Below are 25,903 nucleotides of genomic sequence, written 5' to 3'. Positions count from 1 at the left end.
ATTGTTCTGTTGAAACTATAAAAAAGACTGTATGGCCAATTCATAACTTTTTAATCCGAAACCTAGAATAACACCTTTTGCATTTCCGGAGATATACGATTGATGTCTGAAACTTTCACGCGAAAAAGTATTTGAGATATGAACTTCAACAACCGGTGTGGTAATGGCTTTTATGGCATCGCCAATACCTACAGATGTATGTGTATAAGCGCCAGCATTAAGGATTATCCCATCAAATGAAAAACCAAATTCCTGAATTTTATCAATTAACTCCCCTTCTATATTGCTTTGGTAATATGTAAATTCAATGGTTGGAAATTTTATTTGTAAAGTAGTAAAATACTCTTCAAAAGTTTGATTTCCATATACCTCTGGTTCACGTTTCCCTAAAAGATTAAGATTTGGTCCGTTAATGATACTGATTTTCATTGTAGTGTTTTTTGTAAAAATAAAAAAACCGTTCCATATATTGGAACGGTTTTAGAAATAAATATTTTATTTCTTAGAACTTAATACCTGCGGAAATTTGAACAACAGAGTTTTTTACTTCAGCATCTTTTGAAGCATCCGTTAATCCTAAACCGTATCGTCCTTGAATAAAAAGATTCTTAGTAATATTTAGGCCTAAACCTCCAACTACCGCAAAATCAAAAGTGTTTGCATCTTTTACGTCAAAATTGTTTCTTTCGCTCAATAAAAATGAAGCTTGTGGACCTACTTCAAGGCTGACGAATTTATTCAGATTGATTTTTGCTAAAACCGGAATCGATAAATAGCCTAATTCATTTCTAAATTCTTCAACTGCATTTTTGTAAGTCGCTCCTTGAGTAGAATATAATAATTCAGGTTGTATAGCGAAACTGTCTACAAGTTTTATTTCTGCAATTAAACCGGCATGATAACTTGTGATTGCTGAAGTATTGTAATTAGTGCTATTTACTGTGATATCAGATCCTGTTTGATTCGCGTAATTCACTCCCCCTTTAATTCCAAATTTAACTAACTGTGCCTGCATTTGAAATGAAGCGGCTACGAGTACAATGGCAACTAAGATTGTCTTTTTCATAAAATGGTATTTTAATTTTTATTAATTATTTAAACTTAAAACTCGGTATTTGAACAATTATTGCTCATTATTATTATTAAACAAATTGTTGTTATAAATTTATAAAAAGAACAAAAATAAAGATTTCGGTAGAGTCCTGAGTAGTATTTTTTTTATTAATACTATGTAAAAATACCAATTTTTAGGATTGTTTTTTTATGTTAATACATTTTTCGTGCCAAAAAACAATGATTAAATCTTACTATTTAATGTTAAAGGTGTATTTGAACTTAATAGTTTGATAATTAACTAGTTTGTGTTTTATATAACATATTTTAGAAGTAAAATTTTTTACATTTGACCCTACATTTTAAATAAAAGATCATGAAAAAAATTACTTTAACAATTGTTACGATATTTCTATTTGGTTATGTAAATGCACAACAAAAATCGGAAATGTCTTTTGGAATTAAAGGAGGCTTAAATATTGCTTCAATTTCTAATATTGACCAAGACGGTGTTAATTCAAAATCTTTAATAGGGTTTCATGCAGGATTTTTTGCTGAATTTATGATAAGTGACAATTTCGCACTGCAACCTGAATTACTTTATTCTGCTCAAGGAGTTAAATTAGACTCTTTTGGTGACGATGGGGATTTGAAATTAGACTATATAGTTATTCCGGTAATGGCCAAATATTATGTAGCAGATACTTTTAGTCTTGAATTTGGACCTCAAATTGGATTTCTAGTATCGGCCGAAGCAAAATCCGGTGGAGTATCTGAGGATGTTAAGAATGATTTTGAATCTACGGATGTAGGATTGGGTTTTGGTGCCAATTATGATTTCGCTGAAAAATTTATGCTTGGTGCTCGTTATAATTTAGGTTTAACACGATTACAAAAAGATGTGTTTCCAGGAGAATCAGAGTGGAAAAATTCTGTTTTTCAAATTTCTTTGGGTTACAAATTCTAACGATCAAGTAAAATATTATTTTAAACCTTCTGTCACAACGGAAGGTTTTTTTATGGGTAAAACAATTTTTTAATAGATTTTGATTTTTAACATTTATTATTATTTTTGTAGTAAAAATTTTAAATTTTAATTATAATCAAAATGAAAAAAATAATTTTAGCAGTAGTTGCATTTTTAGTTTTTACAAATGGATATTCTCAAAAGGAAGGTGGATTCAGAGTTGGTTTAGATTTTGGATTTGTTCCATCAAATGGAGGAGCTGGATTATTGTTCTCTATTGAGCCAAAATATAATATAAAAGACAACATGAATGTGGGTTTGCGAATAGGAGCTGCCGCGATAGTTAGAGATGTATATGATTCGGGTAGTACTACAAGTGCTAAGGTTTCTGCTAATGGTTCTTATGTTGCTACTTATGATTACTACTTTAATAGATCTGAAAAATCTTTCGTACCTTATTTTGGAGGTGGTTTGGGCTATTATAGTATAGCAAATGTTGAGTTTGATACCGCAAATAGCGCAGATAATACTGCAATAGCTGCAAGCGGTAAAATGGGAGTATTAGTGAGAGGTGGTTTTGAGTTGGGAAAATTTAGAATGGGTTTAGAATATAATATCGTTCCCGAATCTACTTTGCAAGATATAAATGGTAATAATAAAGGAACAGTACCTAACTCCTATCTTGGTATTCATGTAGGTTTTTACATTGGTGGTGGAAAATGGGGTAAATAAAATTTATTCTTAGGACTATTTATCTCTTATTTTTGAATTCAATTATAAAATATTTTAAAACATCTTATTTAGGCTAACGTCTGTACAGAAATTTAAAATAGGACACGGATAACACCGATTAAGGAGATTTATACTGATTTTTAAGTTGATATTAAAAAGTTAAACACGAATTTCACAAATTTGCACAAATTGATTCGTGCAAATTTGTGAAATTCGTGTTTAATATCCTATCCAATTTTTGTGTTCACACGGTAGCTTATTTAGGAGGTTTTTTTATGTCTAAAAAAGTCTTTACTTTGTCTACATGAATTGGAATTTATACATTAAAAGCTATCAGTCGTACTTGAAAATCGAACGTGGTTTGTCAAAGAATACTATCGAAAATTATACCTTCGATATTGACCGATTGTGTCAATTTCTTGATGAAAATGGAATTATTGTTTCGCCTATAGAAATAGGTGAAGAGACGTTGCAGCAATTTATTTATAGCGTTTCAAAACAGGTAAACCCGCGTTCACAAGCCAGAATTATTTCCGGATTAAAAAGTTTTTTCAGCTATTTAATATTTGAAGATTATCGGACCAATAATCCTTTAGAATTGATTGAAACACCAAAAACAGGACGAAAGCTGCCGGATGTATTGTCTACGGAAGAAATTGATGCACTGATCGCTGCAATTGACTTAACATCAAATGAAGGAGAACGTAATCGCGCTATGCTGGAAACACTTTACGGTTGTGGGCTTCGAGTTTCGGAATTAGCGGCGTTAAAAATTTCAGATTTGTTTTTTGAAGAGGGATTTGTTAAAATTACAGGAAAAGGAAATAAGCAACGTTTTGTACCTATTGGGGATTTGACGCAAAAATACATCCAAATTTATAGAAATAATAATAGAACACATCTTAGTATTCAAAAAGGATTTGAAGATACATTGTTTTTGAATAGAAGGGGGAAACAGTTGACTAGAGCAATGATTTTTACAATCATTAAAGATTTAGCGGTCAAAATAAATTTGAATAAAAATATAAGCCCACACACTTTACGACATTCGTTCGCTACTCATCTGCTGGAAAATGGAGCTGATTTGCGTTCCATTCAGTTAATGCTTGGACACGAGTCAATAACGACTACCGAGATTTATGTTCATCTTGATAGAAAATTTTTGACAGATGTAATTAACACTTTTCATCCCAGAAAGAATCCCCTCGCAGTCTCCCCAAAGGGTAGGGGGTAAAGCAAAAAAAAAATGATTAGCCTTACCGCTAATCATTTTTTTTTAAAGTATGAATCGTCTCCTTCGGGGAAGGTTAGTATGGGATTACTTAGCAATATTAACTGCTCTTGTTTCTCTAATTACAGTTACCTTCACTTGACCTGGATAAGTCATTTCAGTTTGTATTTTTTGAGATATTTCAAAAGATAAAGTAGCAGCATTGTCATCAGAAACTTTTTCGCTTTCTACAATAACGCGAAGTTCTCTTCCAGCCTGGATAGCATAAGCATTTTTCACGCCGCTAAATCCGTAGGCTACTTCTTCTAAGTCTTTTAAACGTTGGATGTAAGAATCCAAGACTTGTCTTCTTGCGCCTGGTCTTGCACCTGAAATCGCATCACAAACCTGAATAATCGGTGATAATAAAGATTTCATCTCTATCTCATCATGGTGAGCTCCAATAGCATTACAAACTTCCTCTTTTTCACCATATTTTTCAGCCCATTGCATTCCTAGTAAAGCGTGAGGTAAATCACTTTCAGCATCTGGAACTTTACCTATATCGTGCAATAAACCAGCTCTCTTGGCTAATTTTACATTAAGACCTAATTCTGCTGCCATGATTCCACAAAGTTTAGAAACTTCACGGGAGTGTTGCAATAAATTTTGTCCATAAGAAGAACGGTATTTCATGCGACCTACAACTTTAATCAATTCAGGATGCAATCCATGAATTCCTAAATCGATAACGGTACGTTTACCAACTTCTATAATTTCATCGTCAATTTGTTTAGCTGTTTTAGCAACAACTTCTTCAATACGTGCTGGGTGGATACGTCCGTCTGTTACTAGTTTATGTAGTGCCAAACGTGCAATTTCTCTACGAACAGGATCAAAACAAGAAAGAATAATCGCTTCTGGTGTGTCATCTACAATGATTTCTACTCCAGTTGCAGCTTCTAAAGCTCTAATATTTCTACCTTCACGACCAATAATTCTACCTTTAACATCATCTGATTCAATGTTGAACACTGAAACACAGTTTTCAACTGCTTCTTCAGTTCCAACTCTTTGAATAGTATTGATGATGATTTTCTTCGCTTCTTGTTGCGCTGTCAATTTTGCTTCTTCAATAGTATCTTGAATATGCGACATCGCTTTGGTTTTTGCTTCTGCTTTTAAACCTTCTACCAGTTGGTTTTTCGCTTCTTCAGCAGATAAACCAGAGATAACTTCCAGTTGTTGCAATTGACTTTTGTGTAGTTTATCAACCTCTGTTTGTCTTTTGTCAAGAATTTCTATTTTAGAGTTGTATTCTAAAGTTTTTGATTCGAAATCATCATTGACTTTTTTAGCTTTTGATAATTCATTAGAAATTTGAGATTCTTTGTCTCTAATTCTTTTTTCGATTTCAGCTACTTTCTTATCACGAGACAATATAACTTGCTCGTGCTCTGATTTTAATTCAATAAATTTTTCTTTTGCTTGAAGTATTTTATCTTTTTTTATGTTTTCTGCTTCAAGATTAGCATCTTTTAAAATTGATGAAGCTTCTTTTTTAGCGTTTTTGATTAAATTAGAAATATTGCTTTTTTCAATTATTTTGGCTATTCCAAAACCTCCTACAATACCTATAATTCCTGAAATGATGATCGTTACTATGTCCATGTTTGTTAAAATTTATATATAAAAAAAGCCTACATTAGTGAGATTGAATAAACTCTGAATGACAAGTTTTGAGCTAACTCACTGTTCAAGTTTCCTCGCCGAAGCGTGGCATGCTTTAGAAGTGATGATTTGCTCATTCTAAAATGTTAGTGTTGAGTTTACCAAATGTGAACTAATGTAGGCAGTATCTTAGTCTTTGTAAAGAACGTTTAATTGTCGAGATATTGATCTAAAATCGCATTGATTTTTTTAATTCTTTCAATGGTTGCTTCGCCATCAATTGAATTGTCAATTTGTTTTTGTTCTGATTGTGATGCAAATTGTAAAGCGCACATGGCTAATACATCTTGCTTATCACGTACAGCATAATTTTCTTCAAACTGCTTTATCATCACATCAATTTTCTTTGAAGCGCTTCTAAGGCCTTCTTCCTGAGACAAATCAACCGTTAATGGATAGACTCTGTCTGCAATTGATATTTTAATTTTAAGCTTTTCGTCCATATCTTTTATTAATCTGATAGCTGTGCTATACAGTAGTCGATTTCGCGAATTAATGAATTTATTTTAAGCTTTGTATCTCTTTTGTTTTCGTCACTGCCTAGTAATGCGTTGGCCATTTTGAGTGTTTCACACTGCGTTTTTAGCGCTTCAATCTCTTGTGATTGTGTTTGTATGATCTGTGCAGCTTTTGTTAATTCAACTTTTAAATCTTGACTGTTTTTCTCTAAACTTTTCATTTTTATGAAAAGTTTTTCAACCTTATTTTCAAGAGTATCAATTATTTCTGCAATTACACTCATTATATTCCTAATTCATTACTTAATCTTACAAAGTTAGTATTCCTTTTTATTTTTGCAATATTTTATTGATTTTTTTACGTTAAAAAAATCAATTATATGTAATTCAGTATGTTGTGATTTGATTTTTTTCTGATTTTTATTAACTGCTTTTTTTTACCTTAGCAAAAATCTATTCAATGAAATTTTTTATTTATTTATTTTTCTTCAGCAGCGCTCTTTTTGCTCAAGCAGATTACCCAAAAGACTATTTCAGTCCACCACTAGATATTCCCATGCAACTTTCAGGTAATTTTGGGGAATTGAGACCCAATCATTTTCATGCAGGTTTTGATTTAAAAACAATGCAAAAGGAAGGGTTAACTGTTCACGCTATTGCAGATGGGTATATTTCTCGAATTAAAATATCAACTTTCGGGAATGGAAAAGCAATTTATATCACGCATCCTAATGGTTATACTTCTGTTTATGGCCATTTACAAAGAGCCAATGAAGCGATAGAAAGTTATATAAAGAAAACCCATTACAAGGAACGCGCATTTGAAATTGAAATGTTTCTGAAACCGGATGATTTGCCTGTCAAGAAAGGTCAGTTGATTGCTTTTTCTGGTAATACAGGAGGTTCTGAAGGGCCACATTTGCATTTTGAAATTCGAGATACTAAAACGGAAAAAGTTATAAATCCCATGTTTTTTGGTTTTGATAAAAATTTTAAAGACACGAAAAAGCCTGTCATTTCAAATCTTTATGTTTATCCAGTAGACAATAAAACTACGGTTAATCATTCAAAGCGTCCAGTGTTACTGAATTTATCATTGCAAAAAGACGGAACTTATTTGTCTGAGAAGGTAGTTTCTAATGGGAAAATAGGGCTGGGGATTGCAACTTTTGATTATGACGATGTCTCGTTCAATAAAAATGGAGTATATAAGGTACAGTCTTTTTTAAATGGGAAACCAAATTTCGGCTATCAATTTGACACCTATTCTTTTGATGAAATGCGATATGTAAATGCGCTCATTGATTATTCCAAGTATAAAAAAACAGACCAGAGGGTTCAGAAATTATTCATGAAAAATAAATATGGACTTAGTGTCATCAAAAGTGATGAAAATAATGGAATAGTTACAGTGCTTCCAAATTTAAAGTCTGTTTGTCGCATTGAAATTTCTGATTTTTTTGGAAATAAAAGTACTATTTCGATCCCTATTCAATATGATCTATTAACAACCATTATTGAGGAAGAACCAATTGTTTCAAATTATTTTGTGAAGGCAAATAAAGACAGCAATTTTGCTAAAGATAATATGTCAGTTTTCTTTCCTGCTGGAACTTTTTATGATGATTTCAATTTAAATTTTGATGTAAAAAATGATATGTTATTTCTTCATGAAGATATTGTTCCGGCTCATACTAATTTTACCATTTCGATTGAAGATAAAAAATACACAGAGGCTCAGAGAAGCAAACTATTTATTGGTATGATTGAAGGGAAAAAAATAAGCTATTTCCCTACCCTTCGAAAGGATAGTTTATTTACTGCAAAATCCAAAACATTAGGTCAGTATGCGTTGGTTCTCGATACGATTGCTCCCAAAATCTCGATTGCTAAATCAATTGAGGGAAAATGGGTAAGTGATCAAAAGTCGCTTCAACTGATTATTAGTGATAGTTTATCTGGCATAAAATCCTATAATGGTTACTTAAATGGAAACTGGATATTATTGGAGTATGATAATAAAACAAAAAAAATAACCCATAATTTTAGAGATGGAATTGTGGCTGAAGGGTCCAATGATTTAAAAGTGGTTGTAATTGATAATGTAGGAAATTCGACTACCTTTACAACTCGTTTTTTTAGAAGTCAAAAAAAATAAATACCATTTCATTTGAGTACAAATAGATTAATACTTGTTTTGCTTTTTATCTGTGTGGGGTTTTCCCTGACTGCACAAACTGCTCGAATAAAAGGAATTATTTTGGATTCCAATAATAAACCAATTGATAACGTAAATGTTGTTTGTCTAAGCAAAGCAACACAATCCAATACGAATGGATTCTTTGATTTAGCCGTTCCCGCTAATCAGAAAGTGATTGTCATTTTTACTCATATTTCGTTGAAGAAGACGACTCTTTCAGTTCAATTAAAACCGAATGAAGACTATGAATTCAACTTGGTGATGAATGATCGCGAAGAACAAATGGGAGAAGTTATCGTGGTTTCTAAAAACAAGAAAAGAGTTCAGGGAATTACTACTATAGAACCAGAAGTTATCAGGAAAATACCTGGAGCAAATGCAGGAATTGAAAATATTTTAAAAACCTTGCCGGGTGTAAATTCTAATAATGAACTGAGTACGCAATATGCGGTTCGTGGTGGGAATTACGACGAAAACTTAGTATATGTTAACGAAATTGAAGTGTATCGGCCCTTTCTAATTCGTTCGGGACAACAAGAAGGATTAAGTTTTACAAATACCGACTTGGTACAAAATATTGATTTTTCAGCAGGTGGTTTTCAAGCAAAATTTGGAGACAAACTATCGTCAGTTTTGGATATTACCTACAGGAAACCGACAAAATTTGGTGCTACTCTTGAGGCTAGTCTTCTTGGCGGAAGCCTTGCAATAGATGCTGCTTCCAAAAATAAAAAATGGACTGCTATTACTGGAGTGAGGTATCGTAACAATAGTCTTTTGGTTAAAAGTCAGGAGACACAAACTAATTTCACTCCTTCGTTTGTTGATATTCAAACGAATGTAAACTATCAGGCGTCAGATAGATGGCAATGGAGTTTTCTGGGTAATATTTCGCAAAATAAATATCAATATCAGCCATTGACTCGTCAAACTAATTTTGGGACACTGGATAAACCTATGGCGCTTTTAGTGTATTATGAGGGGAAGGAGAATGATAAATACGATACTTATTTTGGAGCAATAAAGTCTGTTTTTAAAGTAAATGACAATTTTACTTTAAAATTTATTGGATCCGTTTTTCATACCTTGGAACAAGAACATTTTGATATTTTTGCACAATATCGATTAGGGGATGTAGATTCGAATATTGGATCGGAAACCTTTGGTAATGTTAATTATTCTAAAGGAATTGGGTCACAACTGAATCATGCCCGAAATGATCTAGATGCAGTTATAGTGAATACTGAGATGAAAGGAATTTATGATTGGAAAGAAAACCAATTGGAGTGGGGAATCAAATATACACGAGAATCCATTAGAGATCGAGTTGTAGAGTGGGAAGTGATTGATTCAGCAGGTTTTTCTATCAACCCTCCAATTAAAATTTTGCCAAAAAATGACCAGCCGTATTCTTCTTATACAGGGCCTCTTGTTCCCTACCAAAATGTGAGAGCCACTAATTTTAATACAATTAATAGATTTTCAGGTTATGCGCAATGGAGCCGTAAAGATAAAATAGGATCAAGTGAAGTTTGGTATAATGCAGGATTGCGAGTTCATAATTGGGAAGTTTTAGGAGACAATATAGCAGGGAAATCACAGATCACAATTAGTCCGAGAGCTCAATTCGCCATAAAACCGAGTTGGGAGAAGGACATGGTTTTTAGGCTTTCGGGTGGATTGTATCATCAACCACCATTTTATCGGGAATTGCGAGATGCCGATGGAGTAGTGCAGCCCGATATTAAAGCACAGCAGTCTGTACATATTGTTTTGAGTAATGATTACAGTTTCAAAATGTGGAATCGTCCTTTTAAATTGGTCTCTGAACTATATTATAAATCGTTGACGGATGTAAATACCTATACAATTGATAATGTTCGCATACGATATGCTGCTACCAATAATGCGAAAGCCTATGCGCAGGGATTAGACGTGCGATTGAATGGGGAGTTTGTTCCGGGAACCGAGTCTTGGTTAAGTTTTGGCTATCTAAAAACAGAAGAGAATAGCGCTGATAAAGGATATATTGCAAGACCAACAGATCAAAGACTGAAATTTGGACTTCTGTTTCAAGATTTTATGCCAAATATTCCAAGTGTGAAAATATATCTAAATTTGGTTTATAATACCGGTTTGCTAGGAGGTTCACCATCATATGCAGATCCTTATTTGTACCAAAACAGATTAAAAGATTACCGCAGAGCCGATGTCGGATTTTCTAAAGTACTTATTAATGATAAAACTAATGTTAATAGAAGTTGGCTGAAAAGCTTCAAAGAATTAGAAATAGGGTTAGAAATTTTTAATCTTTTTAATAATCAGAACGCAATTACAAATACTTGGGTTCGCGATGTATATTCGAAAAATCAATATGCAATTCCTAATTATATGACAACCAGAGTTTTTAATGTAAAATTAAACGCGCGCTTATAAATCAGGGGAAATACCTGAGTTTTAATATTAGTTTAAAGCTTTTCTGCTTTATAAATCATTCAAAGAATACCAAAAGCATTTTTAAAAATGATTACATTTGAATTTATTTTTAATACTATACCATCATGAAAAAATTACATATCGCCTTATTGGGAATAACTGTTTTGTTTTTAGCAAGTTGTAAAGAAGACTCAGAAAAACCAAAAGTAACTTACGATGGTTCGAATAAAGAAAAAACAACGGTGAAAACCGATGCTGCTTCAATTGCAATTGCTGATTTACCTATCCAAATGCAAGGAACCGATTATTTGATTCATCCAGTTGGGGATTTAAGCATACGTGAAAAAGGAATTAAAACTAGATACGGATCTTCAAGCGTGAATGATTTGAGTTTTACCATATCTAATTATGGAGAAAATGAAATTACGGGGTTTTTGCAGAATTTAAAGTTTCAACGAATCGATTCGGATTCCATTAAAGCATTAACTGATAAACCGGTTTTAATTCAGACTGCGACCTATTTAAAATCAGTTTCTGATAGAACCAAAAACCAAATTATGGTCTACACAATGGTTGATATGGACACCAATAAAGATGGGAAATTAGACACCGGTGATATCAAGGCATTGTATATTAGTCAAATAAGTGGAGATAAGTTTACTAAAATATCACCTAGTTTTCAGGAATTAATAGATTGGAATTTGATTGAATCTAAAAACTGTTTGTATTTTAGAACCGTTGAGGATACAAACAAAAATGGACAATTTGACAAAATGGATGTAGTTCATTACAATTATATCGATTTGTCTAAAAAAGAATGGAAAGTTATAAGTTATGAGCCAGTTTAATTTTTTTTAATTTAAATTCAAATATTAAATTAAGATATCACTTTCCAAATCAGATTTTTCGATGGTAAAATCGAATCCCAATTGTTTCACTAATTGAATAACGAGATTCTTATACCAGTTTTCAGATTTTGGATGGATATAGATTTTTTCGATTAATTGGTTGATGTCAATATTGATTTTTAAACCCTCATTAATTTTGATGTTGTTTTCGGCGATATCTGTAATAATCCGAACTTCACGCTCATATTGAAAACTTTTTCGTTTAAATAGGAATGGGAAAAACATATCGTCAAACGGAATATACTCCTTTTTGTAATCGATATAGTTGACTTCACCAATGTACTGATCAAAATTTGTTTCGGGATTAAGCGCATTTTGAAGTCTTCCAATTGTAGATTGAATTGCTAAACCCTCACTATTCTGGGTGAATATCTGCCACATCGCAAAGGATTCATATTCATTGATGTGCCAGCTGCTGATAGCCACTTTTTCCCGATGACTTTTATAATAATTCAAAAAGTCAGGGTTATCAATGGAAAGTTTTCTGATTTCTTCAAATGTGGGCTCGCTAAAAGTGCCTTCGTATTGATCCTCAAATTTATCAGAGCGTGACATGAATAATTTCTCAGACATCAATAAATCCAAAAATTTTGACAAATCGAGGTATTTCCAAACTATTGTATTTGGATCTTCGGGTAGCTTTATATTTGGATTATTGAGGAACATTTTATTTAGTTAAGAAATTAAAAAACTGAAAAATCTAAAAATTTTCATTCATGACGAAATCGTAAATCTTAAATCAAAAAACGGCAATCTTAAATCATCATTCAAAAGATTGCAGGGTTACTAATTTATTGTAGGTGCCATTTAATGCAATTAGTTCATCATGTTTGCCTTGTTCTACAATTTTTCCTTTTTGCATTACTACAATTAAATCTGCTTTTTGAATTGTCGAAAGACGGTGCGCAATAACAATAGAAGTTCTGTTTTGCATCATGTTTTCCAACGCTACTTGTACAAATTTTTCGCTTTCAGTGTCCAATGCTGATGTGGCTTCATCCAAAATCATGATTGGTGGATTTTTCAAAACCGCACGAGCAATGGATAATCTTTGTTTTTGTCCTCCGGAAAGTTTGTTTCCGCTGTCGCCAATATTAGTATGAATTCCTTTTGGTAAATCTTTAACGAATTCATAGGCATTGGCAATTTTCAAGGCTTCGATAATCTCTTCATCGCTTGCATCCGTTTTACCTAATGAGATGTTTGCTTTTATCGTATCATTAAATAAAATACTGTCTTGCGTTACTAGTCCCATTAAACCGCGAAGTGATTGCAAATCGAGATCTTTTATGTCTATTCCATCAATAGCAATTGTTCCTTCATTTACATCGTAAAAACGAGTTAATAAATTGGCAATGGTACTTTTTCCGCTACCAGATTGTCCCACAAGAGCCACCGTTTGTCCTTTTTTAACTTGAAGTGAAAAATGCTTTAACACATTCTCATCTTCGTATTTAAAGTTGATATCTTTGATAACGATGCTGGTGTCAAAAGTATTTTTTTCAATGGCATTTTCTTTTGAAGTGATTTCATTTTCAACTTCCAAAACTTCAAAAACCCGTTCTGCAGCGGCTAAACCATTTTTCACTGCATAAGAGGCCTTAGAAATAGCTTTGGCAGGAGTAAGGATATTGAAAGCCAATGTTAGATACACGATAAATGCAGCTCCTTCAAGGGTTTTGTCTATAAGTACTAAATTTCCTCCGTACCAAAGCAAGGCGGCAATGGTCGTAATTCCTAGAAACTCACTTAATGGCGTTGCCAAATTATTTTTGTCGCCTATACTGTTTGATAGATTCAACAAACGAGTAACTGAATCGTTAAATCTGGCTTTGAAATTAGTTTCTGCATTGTAACTTTTTATAACTTTCAAACCGCCTAAACTTTCATCTACGATGGAAATAAGGAAACCGCTTTCTCTTTGTGCTTCCATAGATTTTTCCCTTAAATTCTTAGCTATTTTTGAAATGATTAAGCCAGAAATCGGAATGAAAACTAAAACAAATAAGGTTAGTTTTACACTAATAAAAAACATGGTCACTATCGCAAAAACGATAGTTAAAGGCTCTTTTACGACTAGTTCCAAAACGGAAAAAAAAGAGTTTTGAACTTCATTGACATCGCCAAGCATACGAGCCATAATATCCCCTTTTCTTTTTTCTGAATAATAGGATATGGGCAATTCAATTATTTTGTTATACATGGACTTTCGTAAATCTCGTAAAACCCCATTTTTGAGGTGCATGATATGATGCGAGGCCAGATAATTGAATAAATTTTTGAACAAAAAAGTGATAATAACCAAAGAAACCACTAATAAAAGCGCATACTGAGGACTATTGTCTTTTGTTAATTCTGAAATTTTGTAATACAAAAAATCAGTTGCAAATTCTTTTATATTGCCAATTCCCGAGTATATAGGCTCTTTCTCTACTATTTTGGTTTTGCCAAAAAGGACCTGCAGTACAGGCAGTAGTGTTAACATGGAAATGGTACTAAATAAGGCGTACAAAATGTTGTATACCACATTCCAAATGATGTGAGTTTTATACGGTTTTGTAAAGGGAATTAATTTTATTAAATTTTTGTCCATTAGTTCAATTGCATTGCAATAATAATATTTTTTATTTTCTCGTTCAAAACGCTTTCCACTTCCTTGAAATCTTCCACAGAATCCAATTCGGTATTTACACTGATGTAAAATTTAATTTTTGGCTCGGTGCCGCTTGGTCTGGCACAAATTTTAGAACCATCTTCCGTGTAATAAATTAAAACATTCGATTTTGGAATATCCATTTTGGTTTCTGAACCGTCCAATAAATTCTTAGCCACAGAGGATTGATAATCTTCCAGCATAATTACTCTTTGTCCGTTAATTTCTTTCAATGGATTTTCTCTCATGTCAATCATCATCTGATTGATTTCCTGCAAACCATCCATTCCTTTTTTGGTCAATGAAACTAAATGTTCTTTGTAGAATCCGTTATCAACATATAATTTAAGCAATTCTTTATAAACAGTGCTTCCTTTTGCTTTTGCCTGAGCGGCAACTTCACAAATCAATAAAGTAGCGGCAACTGCGTCTTTATCACGAACCGCATCGCCTACCATATATCCAAAACTTTCTTCGCCACCACCAATGAATTCCAACTCCGGGAAATCCTTAATCATTTTGGCAATCCATTTAAACCCGGTTAATCCTACTTTACATTCTACGTCGTAATTCGTGGCTAATTCCATCATCATTGGAGTAGAAACGATGGTAGAACCCACAAATTGTTTTCCGTTAATTTTTCCCGCTTTTTTCCATTGTTCCAGTAAAAAAGCAGTCATCAAAATCATCGTTTGGTTTCCGTTCAACAAAGTCATTTGTCCTTCGTTATTTCGAACAGCAACACCCAAACGATCGCAATCAGGATCTGTCCCAATAACAATATCCGAATTCATTTTGTCAGCCAATGCTGTTGCCATTGACAATGCTTCCGGTTCTTCAGGGTTTGGAGATTTTACCGTTGGGAAATCACCATTTGGAACTCTTTGTTCTTCAACAATATGCACATTCGTGTACCCAGCTTGCGCTAAAGTATCAGGAACTAAAGTGATAGAAGTTCCGTGCAAAGAAGTGAAAACAATGTTTAGATTTTCTTTGGCTTCAGCCGAAGTATCAAAACTTGCATTTGCAATCGAGGATTTTATAAACGCTTTGTCAATATCGGTATCAATATAATGTATCAAATCTTCATTGGCAGAAAACTTGATTTCATTGTAATTTAAATGTTCAATGGTATCAATAATGGCTTCGTCTTCCGGAGGAACAATTTGCCCACCATCTTCCCAATACACTTTGTAACCATTGTATTCAGGCGGATTGTGAGAAGCAGTAAGTACAATTCCGGCTTGACAACCTAAATGTTTAACGGCAAATGACAACTCGGGCGTAGGTCTCAAATCCGAAAACAGATAAACCGCAATCCCATTTGCAGTAAAAACATCAGCAACTACTTTTGCCAAGGATTTACTATTATGACGACAGTCGTAAGCGATTGCCACCTTTAATTCTTTATTTGGAAAAACTTTGTGCATGTAATTTGAAAGACCTTGCGTGCTTTTTCCAAGCGTATATTTATTGATTCGATTGTTCCCAACGCCCATAACACCGCGCATTCCGCCGGTTCCAAATTCTAGATTTTTATAAAAACTTTCTTCCAGTTCTGCAGGAGAAGTGGTCATCAATTCTTTGATAGCTATATGAGTTTCATTATCAAATGTTGGTGTAAGCCATTCGTTTACTGCGTCCAAAATGTTTTGTTTGATATCCATTTTATAGATTTTTTTAGTTTCTAAATTTTTACTTTAAAATTTCAAAATAGTTATCTTGTTTAACAATTTTGATGTTTTTTAGGAGCTGTTTCCTGCTTTGCGTTTCAATCTTTTTCTCGGTAAAAACCTCAAAAAAGGATTTCCGCTGCAATCAGGGCTAGCGATTTGTTGTAACGAAAAAATATTTTATTTATATTTCGATTCTTGCCCGAGTAATCTTTGTGAATCAATCTGCAAGAACTATAAATATATGCCTTATTTCTTGAGGATTATAAAAAATTCACCTCACTAGAAACTTTGTATCGCTCCTCATTGTTTTTTGTTCGCAAAATTATCTCGCCAAGAAATCCTGCCAAAAATAATTGAGTCCCTAAAACCATAGTGGTAAGCGCAATATAAAACCAAGGATTGCTGGTTACTAAATTATAGCGCATATCATTATACATATGGTATAGTTTTGAAATGCCAATATATCCTGCAAGCATAAAACCAATGATAAACATCAAAGAACCCATGGCACCAAATAAGTGCATCGGTCTTTTTCCAAAACGGGAAAGAAACCAAATAGTAATTAAATCAAGAAAACCATTGATGAAACGTTCCATTCCAAATTTAGTTTCACCATATTTTCTCGCTTGGTGCTGTACTACTTTTTCGCCTATTTTTCCAAAACCAGCATTTTTTGCCAAAACTGGAATGTATCGGTGCATTTCACCCGATACTTCAATGTTTTTTACCACAACATTTTTATAAGCTTTGAGTCCGCAATTAAAATCATTCAATTCCACACCCGAGGTTTTTCTCGCTGCCCAATTGAACAATTTAGAAGGCAGGTTTTTTGCCATCACCGAGTCGTAGCGTTTCTTTTTCCAACCGGAGACCAAATCAAATTTGCCATTGACAATCATTTCATATAATCCAGGAATCTCTTCCGGACTGTCTTGCAAATCGGCATCCATGGTGATGATTACATCTCCTTTTGCTTTTGCAAAACCAGCATGTAAAGCCTGTGACTTTCCGAAATTTTTCATGAAACGAACCCCTTTAACTTGTGGGTTTTCTTGAGCAAATCCTTCGATAATATTCCAGGAATCATCCGTGCTTCCATCATCTAGGAAGATAATTTCATAAGTGTAATTATTCACCTGCATCACTTTTATGATCCATGTGTACAATTCTTTAAGCGATTCCTCTTCGTTGAGAAGCGGTATGAGTATTGATAAATTCATTAATTTAGAAGCTTTGAGGATTTTCGTTTTTTAGAATTGCACCAATAATTAGTGAATAAATTAAACCAAAGAAAGAATACATCGCTATGGTAACTGGAAAAACAAATAGAGGGTTCATGAATTTTTTCATCAAAGAAATCCCGCTTTCTAATTGCTCGGCAGTCATTGATGAGTTTTGTTGTAGCATGGCTTCTTTTGTAATACTTGCCATTTCGTTTATAAAATCAGGAAATATAAGATTAAAAATTACGTTGAAGAGCGCATAGATAATTCCAGCTATAAAAGTGATTGAAACCCCAGTTTTTAGACATTCGCTAAAAGAAATAAAACCATTATTTATATTTTTCTTGTAATTATTGCATCCTATATATATAAACAGGATTGGCAATATTAAATAATTAGCAAGATTCACAATCAATCCTACACTTGTTCCAACTAATGATTTCATTCCAATGATATACATAATCACAAATTCTAAAATCATAACTACACCAAACAAAATTCCATATAAAATTCCGGATTTTGCCGGCGATATATTATTTTCCATAAAGACTTTATTAATTAATCCACAAATATAACAATTCCCAATATATAGCGGTATAAAAATCGCTTTTTACAATTATATAAAAAAAGTCAGGCAAAGATTTGATTATTGGAAAAAAATTGTAAATTTGCAAACTCAAAATAATAATGTAAAACAAAAAGTTATAATGAGTTTATACCTTTTCTGTTAGAGGAAAAGCTTCAAGACAAGTTATAATTAACAAATAAAAAAGATTAACAAGATGAAAAAAGGAATTCACCCAGAAAATTACAGATTAGTTGCATTTAAAGACATGTCAAATGACGAAGTTTTTATTACTAAATCTACTGCAGATACAAGAGAAACATTAACAGTTGACGGTGTTGAATACCCAGTTGTGAAAATGGAGATCTCTAGAACTTCTCACCCTTTTTACACAGGTAAATCTAAACTTATTGATACTGCAGGACGTATTGATAAATTCAAAACTAAATACGCTAAACACGTTAAATAATTTTAACTCGTTTTTTAAAATATTGCCTTCCTCCCGAAACTTCGGGATGAAGGCTTTTTTATTTTTATCTACTTGAAAACTTTGTAACTTTGGTGCCAATAGTATTAAAACGGTAACTAGTTTAAATTAATTTCGATTCAACAAATAACCGAATCAACAAATAAACAATTTTATGAATTATATCCTTTTTGACGGACCTTCTAGAAATGCACTTTTACCTTTTACTTTCACGCGTCCTGTTGCTGATATTCTTATTGGAATTATGACGATTCGTCAAAAATGGGAAATGCGTTTAGGTTCTACTACGACTACATTGACAGAGGAATATTTATCTGAAAAATTTCCAATGGTAGAATTAGAAGAAAATGTAATGATAAATGCTTCCTTTCTTCCTAATGATGTTTTGGTGGAAATGGTGAGTAATCTGGAATCGAATCAGGCTATTTTCAAAGGAGATGAAGTAATTGCTTTTTATACAAATGAAGATCAGGAAGCAGTAGATTTTGATACTTATGAAATTATAGAATACCAAGACGAATGTTTAACTGTAGAAAATACTTGGGATATTTTTTCCAAGAATGATGCGGCAATTCGAGAAGATTTTGAATATTTAACAGAAGATAGAAGATCACAGCCCATCCCAAAAAGTGTCAACGTCATCGCTCCTGAAAATATATTTATTGAAGAAGGAGCAATATTAGAATTCGTTACTTTAAATGCTTCTGTGGGTCCTATATATATAGGTAGAGATTCCGAAATCATGGAAGGTTCTGTAATTCGAGGTCCTTTTGCCTTGTGCGACAATGCCGTCGTAAAAATGGCTAGTAAAGTTTACGGAGCAACCACTGTAGGTCCGCATTCCAGAATTGGTGGTGAAGTAAATAATTCAGTGTTGTTTGGGTATTCTAATAAAGGACATGATGGATTTTTAGGTAATTCTGTTCTTGGCGAATGGTGTAACATTGGAGCGGATAGTAATAATTCGAACTTGAAAAATAACTACGAAGAAGTGAAATTGTGGAGTTATGAAACCGAAGGATTTGCTAAAACTGGACTTCAGTTTTGTGGATTGATGATGGGAGACCACAGTAAATGCGGCATTAATACCATGTTCAATACAGGAACGGTAGTAGGAGTGAGTGCTAATATTTTTGGCAGTGGATTCCCTCGCAATTTTGTACCCAGTTTTTCTTGGGGTGGTGCTTCCGGTTTTACGACTTATATCACCAAAAAAGCTTTTGAAACGGCTCGATTAGTGATGAGCCGCAGAAACGTTGACTTTGATGAAAGAGAAGCTGCCATTTTGGAACATGTTTTTGAGGAATCAAAAAAATGGAGAAAAGAATAGCAGTAGGATTTAAAATGAATTTCTAATCAATCCGAACCATTTTGTCATTTCGACAAAGGAGAAATCTCACTTGGGATTTCTCCTTTGTCGAAATGACAATTTTAGTTTTATCGATTCCTTAAAACTTTCTAATCTACAAATTGTCTAATTATGTATTTAAACTATCTTTGCAACTTCAAAAAAAAGGGTTTAATTGGACAATGATAACTTTAAACTTTTAAGCCTTAAACTTTAAACAAAAATAATGATAACAGTTAACGATATATCCGTGCAATTTGGTGGAACAACGCTTTTTAGTGATGTTTCTTTTGCCATAAATGAAAATGATAAAATTGCCTTAATGGGTAAAAATGGAGCTGGAAAATCAACGCTGCTTAAAATTATTGCAGGGCAAAGCAAACCTTCAACGGGGAATATTTCAGCACCAAAAGATGCTGTTGTGGCTTATTTGCCTCAGCATTTATTGACTACAGATGGTGCGACTGTGATGGAAGAAACTTCGAAGGCCTTTGGTGAAATTTTTGGTATGAAAGCGGAAATTGACGAAATCAATGAGCAATTGACTATTCGTACCGATTATGAAAGTGATGCGTACATGAAGTTAATTGAAAGAGTTTCTGATTTAAGCGAGAAATTCTACGCGATTGAGGAAGTGAATTATGAGGCCGAAGTTGAGAAAATATTAGTTGGTTTGGGTTTTGTACGTGAAGATTTTAATCGTCAAACTACGGAATTTTCAGGAGGTTGGAGAATGCGAATTGAACTGGCCAAAATCCTTTTGCAAAAACCAGATTTGATTTTGCTGGATGAACCCACCAATCACATGGATATTGAAAGTATTCAATGGTTAGAGGATTTCTTGATTAATTCAGCCAAAGCGGTTGTGGTTATTTCTCACGATAGAGCTTTTGTCGATAATATTACCAATCGTACGATTGAAGTGACAATGGGAAGAATCTACGATTACAAAGCAAAGTATTCTCATTATTTGGAACTTAGAAAAGACAGACGTATTCATCAGCAAAAAGCATACGATGAACAACAACGGATGATTGCCGATAATAGAACTTTTATAGACCGTTTTAAAGGGACTTTTTCTAAAACAGATGCCGTTCAGTCTCGAGTTAAGATGTTAGAGAAACTGGTTATAGTGCAGGTTGACGAAGTAGATACATCGGCATTAAAATTAAAATTTCCTCCTGCAGTACGCTCTGGACAATATCCTGTAATTGTTAAAGATTTGTCTAAATCATACGGAGATCATGTGGTTTTAAAGGACGCTAATATCGTTATTGAAAGAGGCGAAAAAGTAGCTTTCGTAGGTAAAAATGGGGAAGGAAAATCGACGATGATTAAAGCAATCATGAAAGAAATTGAAATTAATGGAGGTAGTTTAGAAATTGGTCATAATGCACAAATTGGTTATTTTGCCCAAAATCAAGCCTCTTTATTAAATGAAAATGCCACTATTTTTGAAACCATCGATGATATTGCTGTTGGTGATGTTCGAACAAAAATTAAAGATATTTTGGGAGCTTTCATGTTTCAAGGTGATGATGTAACCAAAAAAGTAAAAGTGCTTTCCGGTGGAGAAAAAACACGTTTGGCAATGATAAAATTATTGTTGGAACCCGTGAATTTATTGATTCTGGATGAGCCTTCGAATCACTTGGACATGAAAACTAAAGATATTATCAAAGATGCCTTGCGTGATTTTGACGGAACTTTAATACTAGTTTCTCACGATAGAGATTTTCTTGATGGATTGGCGACAAAAGTTTTTGAATTTGGAAACAAAAGAGTAGTGGAGCATTTTGAAGATATTACCGGTTTCTTGGCACACAAGAAAATGGATAGCATGAAAGAGATCGAGAAATAGTGTTCAGAAAATAGATTTTGGGTAGCAATTTAAAGATATACAAAAAGGCATAAGTGAATTCTTATGCCTTTTGTGTTTCATAAAGTACGGTAATTAAATTTCCTTTAGGATTTGTTTTCGCTTGAAATATAGAGCGATATAGGCCAAAATACCACAAACTAAACCTATCACAATCATATTCCAAATAGATCCATAAGTTTGCGAAAGTGTACCATTTTCGATAATTAAAATCCGGAAAGCTTTCAAGAAATGGGTTAAGGGAATGCAATTGGCTATGCCTTGGACCCAAACTGGCATTTGACTTAATGGCCAGGTAAAACCACTTAAAATAAAACTAGGTGTAGCAATTACCATTAAAATCTCGGTTGCTTTTAGCTGGTTCGGAACTAAAATGCTGACTAAAATTCCAATGAAGCACACAGAAATTACAAATATTCCTGCCACAAACGTAAGCGGAAGCAGATTGTCATAGAAAGGAATCCTGAACCATAAAGTAAATAACCAATATAATAGCCACAGTCCGAAACTCATAATTAAATAGGGAATAATTTTCACGCTCATTAATTTTAGTAACGAAGGGCATTTTTCAACTAATTCTTTGAAGGTGTCATTCTCATATTCTGACGCAAAAGCCAACGCTAAACCCAGTAATAAAACTTGTTGCAAAACAGCTGCTAATACGCCAGGCCAAAGAAAATACATGTAGTTTGTGCTTCGGTTGTACTTTTTTATGAATGTTGTTTTAAACGGTTCGTATTGTGTTGCAACCAAATTTTCCGGTATTCCTTGTTTGCGCAATGTTTCAATTTGGACTCCAGCTTTTAATGTTCCTAAGCAAACTTGCAAAGCCGTAGAAGCATAATTGGCAGTTAAAACATTTGAGGCGTTTACGATCGTAACAATTTCAGGATATTTTTTTGTCAACACCATTTTTTCGAATCCCTTTGGAATAATCACCACGCATGCCGCTTCTTTTTCTATGGCGATTTGGGAAAGATTATTTTGGTCGTATAGTAATGAAGTGATATTAAGTACTTCATTATCGTCAAACATTTGCAGTGCTTTTGAGCTCATTTCGGTGCGATCTTCATCGACCACAATAATAGGCAAATCAGTTACTTTTCCCTTGCCATAAACATAGCCTAACAAAATACCATAAAGCAATGGTGCTCCAATAAAAAGCAATCGTAGTACTTTATTCTGCCAAAAGAGTTTGAATTCTCTTTTGAGAAGTGACAAGAAGTTTTGCATAATTTATAGGGATAAAGTTACTGTGGTTTTTGTAATCAAGTCTTTTGCTTCTTCGCCATTAGAAGGGGTTATTTTTATTTCAAACAAACTTTCCTGCATTTCATAATCAGGATAAGCAGTTGCAATATTTCCGTAAGCTCCCAATTGTTTTACGGTGGTGACAATTCCTTTTATGTCGTTCTTTTTATAGGGAACATGAACTGTTATTTCCTGCCCTTTTTTTACTTTATCCAATTGGCTTTCCACAACGGTAAAACGGAAGTAAATACTATCAGTTATATATCCGTTAAATAAGGTATATCCCGGTAATGCCAGCTCTCCTAAGTTTAGAGTGATGGTTTCGATACTCATATCTTGGGGAGCAATAATGTAGCGCTCTTTGTCAGCAGTTTCTACTTCCTGCAATGCGCCAATGGCCTTGTCTTGTTGGCCAAGAGCCATAGTTTGCTGCTCGATTCGTCCGCCTTTTTTTGCTTCGTCTAATTCTGCTTGCACAGCTGAATATTGTGCCTGTGCTCCTTGATATTTCGCAAAGGTTTCATCGTAGGTTTGTTGAGAAACCAAGGAATCTTTGAGCATATTACTTAATCGTTTTATAGATTTTTGCGCAAATTCATATTGTTCTTTCAGACCTTGTTTTTTGGCTTCAAGTTGTTTAATTTGGTTTTCAGTTGCTCCTTTTACAGCCATATTGTACTGTGCTTTTGCCGAAGTAACTGCGCCTTCTGCCTGATTCTTTTTTGCGTCAACTTCTGGAATATCAAGGATAGCAAGTGTATCTCCTTTTTTTACCAAATCGCCTTCTTTTACAAATATTTTTACAATTTTGCCGGGAATCTTACTGACTACGGCAATTTGTTCTTTTTCTACTTTTCCTTGAATTTGACCTTCGTTTTTTGATTTTCCACAACCAATAAATAAAGTTGTGATTGCCACTAAAGTGATAATTTTTTTCATAGATTCTTACTTTTAATTTGATATATGTTTTGTTAATTCACCTGTGGCTATAATGGTTTCAATAGCTGCTAATCGCTGTTCTATTAGTGTGTTTATTTTGTTTAACGATGACTTATAAGAATCATTTTCGGCTTCTAAACGCTCAGAGATATTTATCAGGCCTTCTTTATATTGTTTGATGGCTAAGTTCAAATTGTTACTGGCGATTTTCTCTTGTTGCGATGCTATTTCTATTTTTTGATTCAAAACAGAATAGTTTACAAGGTTGTTTTCCAGAAGCAATTGTAATTTTTCTTTGGTATCATCAATTTGGTTTTGTACTTGTTCTATGTTTATCTTGGCTTCATGAACTTTGTGTTTTCTTTCAAAACCGGCAAATACTTCCCATTTCATTCCTGCTCCAATCATCCAATTTGGACTTATTGTCAATTCATTTAGGCCTAAATACAGCGCAGCATTTATGCCAGTAATTATGGGGGTTGTCGTATTTGCATTAAATAGACTAGAGTGCGTGACTCCTCCAAAAGCGCCTAAAGTGGGAAGATAAGTGCCTTTTTCTTTCTTTAGCAAATATTCGTACGCCAATTTGAATGATTCTAAGGCTTTGATTTCCTGTTTGTTTTCGGTACTTAATTTTTCATCCGTAATTATATATGGAACCAAATTATATTGAACATTATTTATTTCTGAATCTGTATAGCCAGTGAGATAGCGGATTTTTCTATAGACTAATTTGCGTTTTCCCTCCAGTTCAATTCTTTTAGAGCCCAATTCTAATGAAGCTAATTTTATTTTATCTCTGTCATAAGGAATAGCAAGACCCTGTTCGATAGCTTTTGAAACTCTTTTGGTTTCTGTTTGCAATCTTTTATCACTGTCATTTATAAGTTTTTCCACTTCATTTAATAAAGCGATTTGGTCAAAAGTATTAATGACGTCTTTTATAATGACGTCTTTTTCTGATTCTTTGAGGTATTCCGTTCCGATGGCCTTTTGTTTCAGCGCCTTGGCACCGTTAGGAATTTGCATACCGCTAAATAAAACGGTTTTTGCCATCAAACTTCCATTAAAAATGTTTCCATAATTATCGAAAGTTGATTTGCCTTCAAACAGCGGATTATTAACGATGGGGACAGTCGTGGCGGGAAGATCTATCGTAGTTTTATTATCAAAATAAGAATAAATAGCACTCGCTTCAACGGTTGGGATGTATTTATTCCAAACGCTCTTTTCCTGAAGGTTTAGTTTTTCGATTTCGAGTTCTTTATTTTTGATAGAACTATTCTTTTCAATTGCTTTATGAACCGCTTCTTGTAAGGATGTTGAAACTTCTATTTGAGCATAGCTCGTCGCAATTGAAAATAGCAGAAGGATGGAAAGGGCTAAATATTTTTTCATCTTATTTTTTTGTTTCTAAATTATCATAAATCTGTAAGAAAGTCTCTTTTACTATTTGAAGCCTTTCAGGTTCAATGTCTTTTACTGCCTCTTTAAGAGTTTGATTGACTACATTCAATACTTCTTCTTCAATTGATTTTCCCTTGGGTGTGAGATAAATTAATTTCAATCGTTTGTCATTGGTATCAGGATGTCGTTCTACTAGGTTTTCTTTTTCTAAATTATCAATTAAGCGAGTTATCCCAGGTTTGTCTGTGGAGGTTTGATTTGCTAAGGTTTGCTGTGTACAGCCGTCATTTTTCCATAAAACGCCCAAAATCGTCCACTGTTCTCTAGTTAATAGGATATTATTTTTTCTAAAATTAGCCAGTAAGGCTCTGTTAAAAGCAGAGTGAGTTCTTCCTGATAAAATAGTATACAGATTTTCAATAGAAAAAATAGTTTCCATAATAAGGTTGTTTAAACAACTACAAAGGTATTGAGATTTTCTGTATAATTGTTGGTTTTATTTTTTTATTTTAAATGAACAATTGAATTAGACTTTAAAGGTCTAATTTCATTGAATCATCCTGAATTTTTTATAGGGTTATTCATGTAACTATTCGTTTATCAGTACGATTCTATTTCAAAGAGGTATGGTTACGTATTCTGATTTCAATTACAAAAGTTTAAAGTATTTAATAATCAATTTAAGTACAAAAATATTTCTTGAATTATTGTGTAGTTTTTTGCATATCCACTCAGCCCGACTAGGCAGCAAGGTTTATCGTTGGCTAAAAGGAAGTAACA

Annotated in this window: 23 protein-coding genes; 9 read left to right on the top strand and 14 right to left on the bottom strand. The window is 33.4% G+C overall.

From position 1 onward, the window contains the following. Positions 1–15 precede the first annotated feature (15 nt). Together aroQ and H4V97_RS05980 are read right to left on the bottom strand one after the other, a co-directional pair. Positions 16–429: a type II 3-dehydroquinate dehydratase gene (gene aroQ, locus H4V97_RS05985; RefSeq protein ID WP_196850168.1), complete on the bottom strand. Its 414-nt coding sequence runs from the start codon at positions 427–429 to the stop codon at positions 16–18. A gap of 73 nt (positions 430–502) precedes the next feature. Then, positions 503–1,066, bottom strand: a complete 564-nt coding sequence (locus H4V97_RS05980) for a porin family protein (RefSeq protein WP_196850169.1) — start codon at positions 1,064–1,066, stop codon at positions 503–505. 363 nt (positions 1,067–1,429) lie between these two features. Here H4V97_RS05980 and H4V97_RS05975 point away from each other — a divergent pair, with 363 nt between their 5' ends. The 3 genes from H4V97_RS05975 (at position 1,430) to xerD (ending at position 3,986) form a co-directional block, all read left to right on the top strand. After that, positions 1,430–2,020: a porin family protein gene (locus H4V97_RS05975; RefSeq protein WP_196850170.1), complete on the top strand. Its 591-nt coding sequence runs from the start codon at positions 1,430–1,432 to the stop codon at positions 2,018–2,020. Positions 2,021–2,161: 141 nt separating this feature from the next. Further along, on the top strand, positions 2,162–2,752 hold the full coding sequence (locus tag H4V97_RS05970) for an outer membrane beta-barrel protein (RefSeq protein ID WP_196850171.1): 591 nt from the start codon (positions 2,162–2,164) through the stop codon (positions 2,750–2,752). 304 nt (positions 2,753–3,056) lie between these two features. Next, positions 3,057–3,986: a site-specific tyrosine recombinase XerD gene (gene xerD / locus H4V97_RS05965; protein ID WP_196850172.1), complete on the top strand. Its 930-nt coding sequence runs from the start codon at positions 3,057–3,059 to the stop codon at positions 3,984–3,986. 84 nt (positions 3,987–4,070) lie between these two features. Here the strand turns inward: xerD and rny are convergent, their stop codons facing one another. The 3 genes from rny to H4V97_RS05950 form a co-directional block, all read right to left on the bottom strand. Then, positions 4,071–5,633 carry a ribonuclease Y gene (gene rny / locus H4V97_RS05960; protein WP_196850173.1) on the bottom strand — a complete coding sequence of 521 codons (1,563 nt, stop codon included), beginning with the start codon at positions 5,631–5,633 and terminating at the stop codon, positions 4,071–4,073. Between the two features lie 209 nt (positions 5,634–5,842). Continuing rightward, complete coding sequence (locus H4V97_RS05955; RefSeq protein WP_196850174.1) at positions 5,843–6,136, bottom strand: cell division protein ZapA; 294 nt, start codon at positions 6,134–6,136, stop codon at positions 5,843–5,845. Between the two features lie 8 nt (positions 6,137–6,144). Then, positions 6,145–6,435, bottom strand: a complete 291-nt coding sequence (locus tag H4V97_RS05950) for a hypothetical protein (protein ID WP_209549183.1) — start codon at positions 6,433–6,435, stop codon at positions 6,145–6,147. A gap of 176 nt (positions 6,436–6,611) precedes the next feature. On the opposite strand from H4V97_RS05950, the gene H4V97_RS05945 reads away from it, so the two are divergent. From H4V97_RS05945 to H4V97_RS05935, 3 genes are all read left to right on the top strand, one after another. Continuing rightward, positions 6,612–8,309, top strand: a complete 1,698-nt coding sequence (locus H4V97_RS05945) for a M23 family metallopeptidase (protein ID WP_209549182.1) — start codon at positions 6,612–6,614, stop codon at positions 8,307–8,309. Between the two features lie 12 nt (positions 8,310–8,321). Beyond that, on the top strand, positions 8,322–10,787 hold the full coding sequence (locus H4V97_RS05940; RefSeq protein WP_209549181.1) for a TonB-dependent receptor plug domain-containing protein: 2,466 nt from the start codon (positions 8,322–8,324) through the stop codon (positions 10,785–10,787). A gap of 125 nt (positions 10,788–10,912) precedes the next feature. After that, the gene (locus H4V97_RS05935) at positions 10,913–11,635 is read left to right on the top strand and encodes a hypothetical protein (RefSeq protein WP_209549180.1); all 723 of its coding nucleotides are present in this window, start codon (positions 10,913–10,915) and stop codon (positions 11,633–11,635) included. A 24-nt stretch (positions 11,636–11,659) separates the two neighbouring features. Here the strand turns inward: H4V97_RS05935 and H4V97_RS05930 are convergent, their stop codons facing one another. The 5 genes from H4V97_RS05930 to H4V97_RS05910 form a co-directional block, all read right to left on the bottom strand. Beyond that, on the bottom strand, positions 11,660–12,361 hold the full coding sequence (locus H4V97_RS05930) for a hypothetical protein (protein ID WP_196850179.1): 702 nt from the start codon (positions 12,359–12,361) through the stop codon (positions 11,660–11,662). 97 nt (positions 12,362–12,458) lie between these two features. Next, positions 12,459–14,288 (bottom strand): ABC transporter ATP-binding protein, encoded by a 1,830-nt coding sequence (locus H4V97_RS05925; RefSeq protein ID WP_209549179.1) that lies wholly within the window; start codon positions 14,286–14,288, stop codon positions 12,459–12,461. Then, a complete protein-coding gene (locus H4V97_RS05920; RefSeq protein ID WP_196850181.1) occupies positions 14,288–16,015 on the bottom strand; it encodes a phospho-sugar mutase in 1,728 nt (575 codons plus the stop codon). Before H4V97_RS05920 ends, H4V97_RS05925 begins: the two co-directional genes overlap by 1 nt. 269 nt (positions 16,016–16,284) lie before the next feature. Next, positions 16,285–17,244, bottom strand: coding sequence for a glycosyltransferase family 2 protein (locus H4V97_RS05915; RefSeq protein WP_209549178.1), 960 nt, complete (start codon positions 17,242–17,244; stop codon positions 16,285–16,287). A gap of 4 nt (positions 17,245–17,248) precedes the next feature. Continuing rightward, positions 17,249–17,791, bottom strand: a complete 543-nt coding sequence (locus H4V97_RS05910) for a DUF4199 domain-containing protein (RefSeq protein WP_209549177.1) — start codon at positions 17,789–17,791, stop codon at positions 17,249–17,251. A gap of 238 nt (positions 17,792–18,029) precedes the next feature. Here H4V97_RS05910 and H4V97_RS05905 point away from each other — a divergent pair, with 238 nt between their 5' ends. The 3 genes from H4V97_RS05905 to H4V97_RS05895 all read left to right on the top strand — a co-directional run bounded on the left by H4V97_RS05905 (position 18,030) and on the right by H4V97_RS05895 (position 21,508). Next, entirely contained in the window at positions 18,030–18,281 is a 252-nt protein-coding gene (locus H4V97_RS05905; protein ID WP_039109118.1) for a type B 50S ribosomal protein L31, read from the top strand. A 172-nt stretch (positions 18,282–18,453) separates the two neighbouring features. Next, positions 18,454–19,629, top strand: a complete 1,176-nt coding sequence (locus H4V97_RS05900; protein ID WP_209549176.1) for a GlmU family protein — start codon at positions 18,454–18,456, stop codon at positions 19,627–19,629. A gap of 244 nt (positions 19,630–19,873) precedes the next feature. After that, positions 19,874–21,508, top strand: coding sequence for an ABC-F family ATP-binding cassette domain-containing protein (locus H4V97_RS05895; protein ID WP_209549175.1), 1,635 nt, complete (start codon positions 19,874–19,876; stop codon positions 21,506–21,508). A 93-nt stretch (positions 21,509–21,601) separates the two neighbouring features. Here the strand turns inward: H4V97_RS05895 and H4V97_RS05890 are convergent, their stop codons facing one another. The 4 genes from H4V97_RS05890 to H4V97_RS05875 are packed head-to-tail and all read right to left on the bottom strand — an operon-like array spanning position 21,602 to position 25,562. Continuing rightward, positions 21,602–22,759, bottom strand: coding sequence for an ABC transporter permease (locus H4V97_RS05890; protein WP_209549174.1), 1,158 nt, complete (start codon positions 22,757–22,759; stop codon positions 21,602–21,604). A gap of 3 nt (positions 22,760–22,762) precedes the next feature. Further along, positions 22,763–23,716, bottom strand: coding sequence for an HlyD family secretion protein (locus H4V97_RS05885; protein WP_209549173.1), 954 nt, complete (start codon positions 23,714–23,716; stop codon positions 22,763–22,765). A gap of 12 nt (positions 23,717–23,728) precedes the next feature. After that, a complete protein-coding gene (locus H4V97_RS05880) occupies positions 23,729–25,114 on the bottom strand; it encodes a TolC family protein (protein ID WP_209549172.1) in 1,386 nt (461 codons plus the stop codon). 1 nt (position 25,115) lies between these two features. Then, a complete protein-coding gene (locus tag H4V97_RS05875) occupies positions 25,116–25,562 on the bottom strand; it encodes a MarR family winged helix-turn-helix transcriptional regulator (RefSeq protein ID WP_245345199.1) in 447 nt (148 codons plus the stop codon). Between the last annotated feature and the right edge of the window lie 341 nt (positions 25,563–25,903).

It is taken from the genome of Flavobacterium sp. CG_23.5, assembly GCF_017875765.1.
GTDB lineage: Bacteria > Bacteroidota > Bacteroidia > Flavobacteriales > Flavobacteriaceae > Flavobacterium.
Note: the sequence above shows the minus strand (reverse complement) of the source record. Positions and strands in the feature narration are given on the sequence as shown.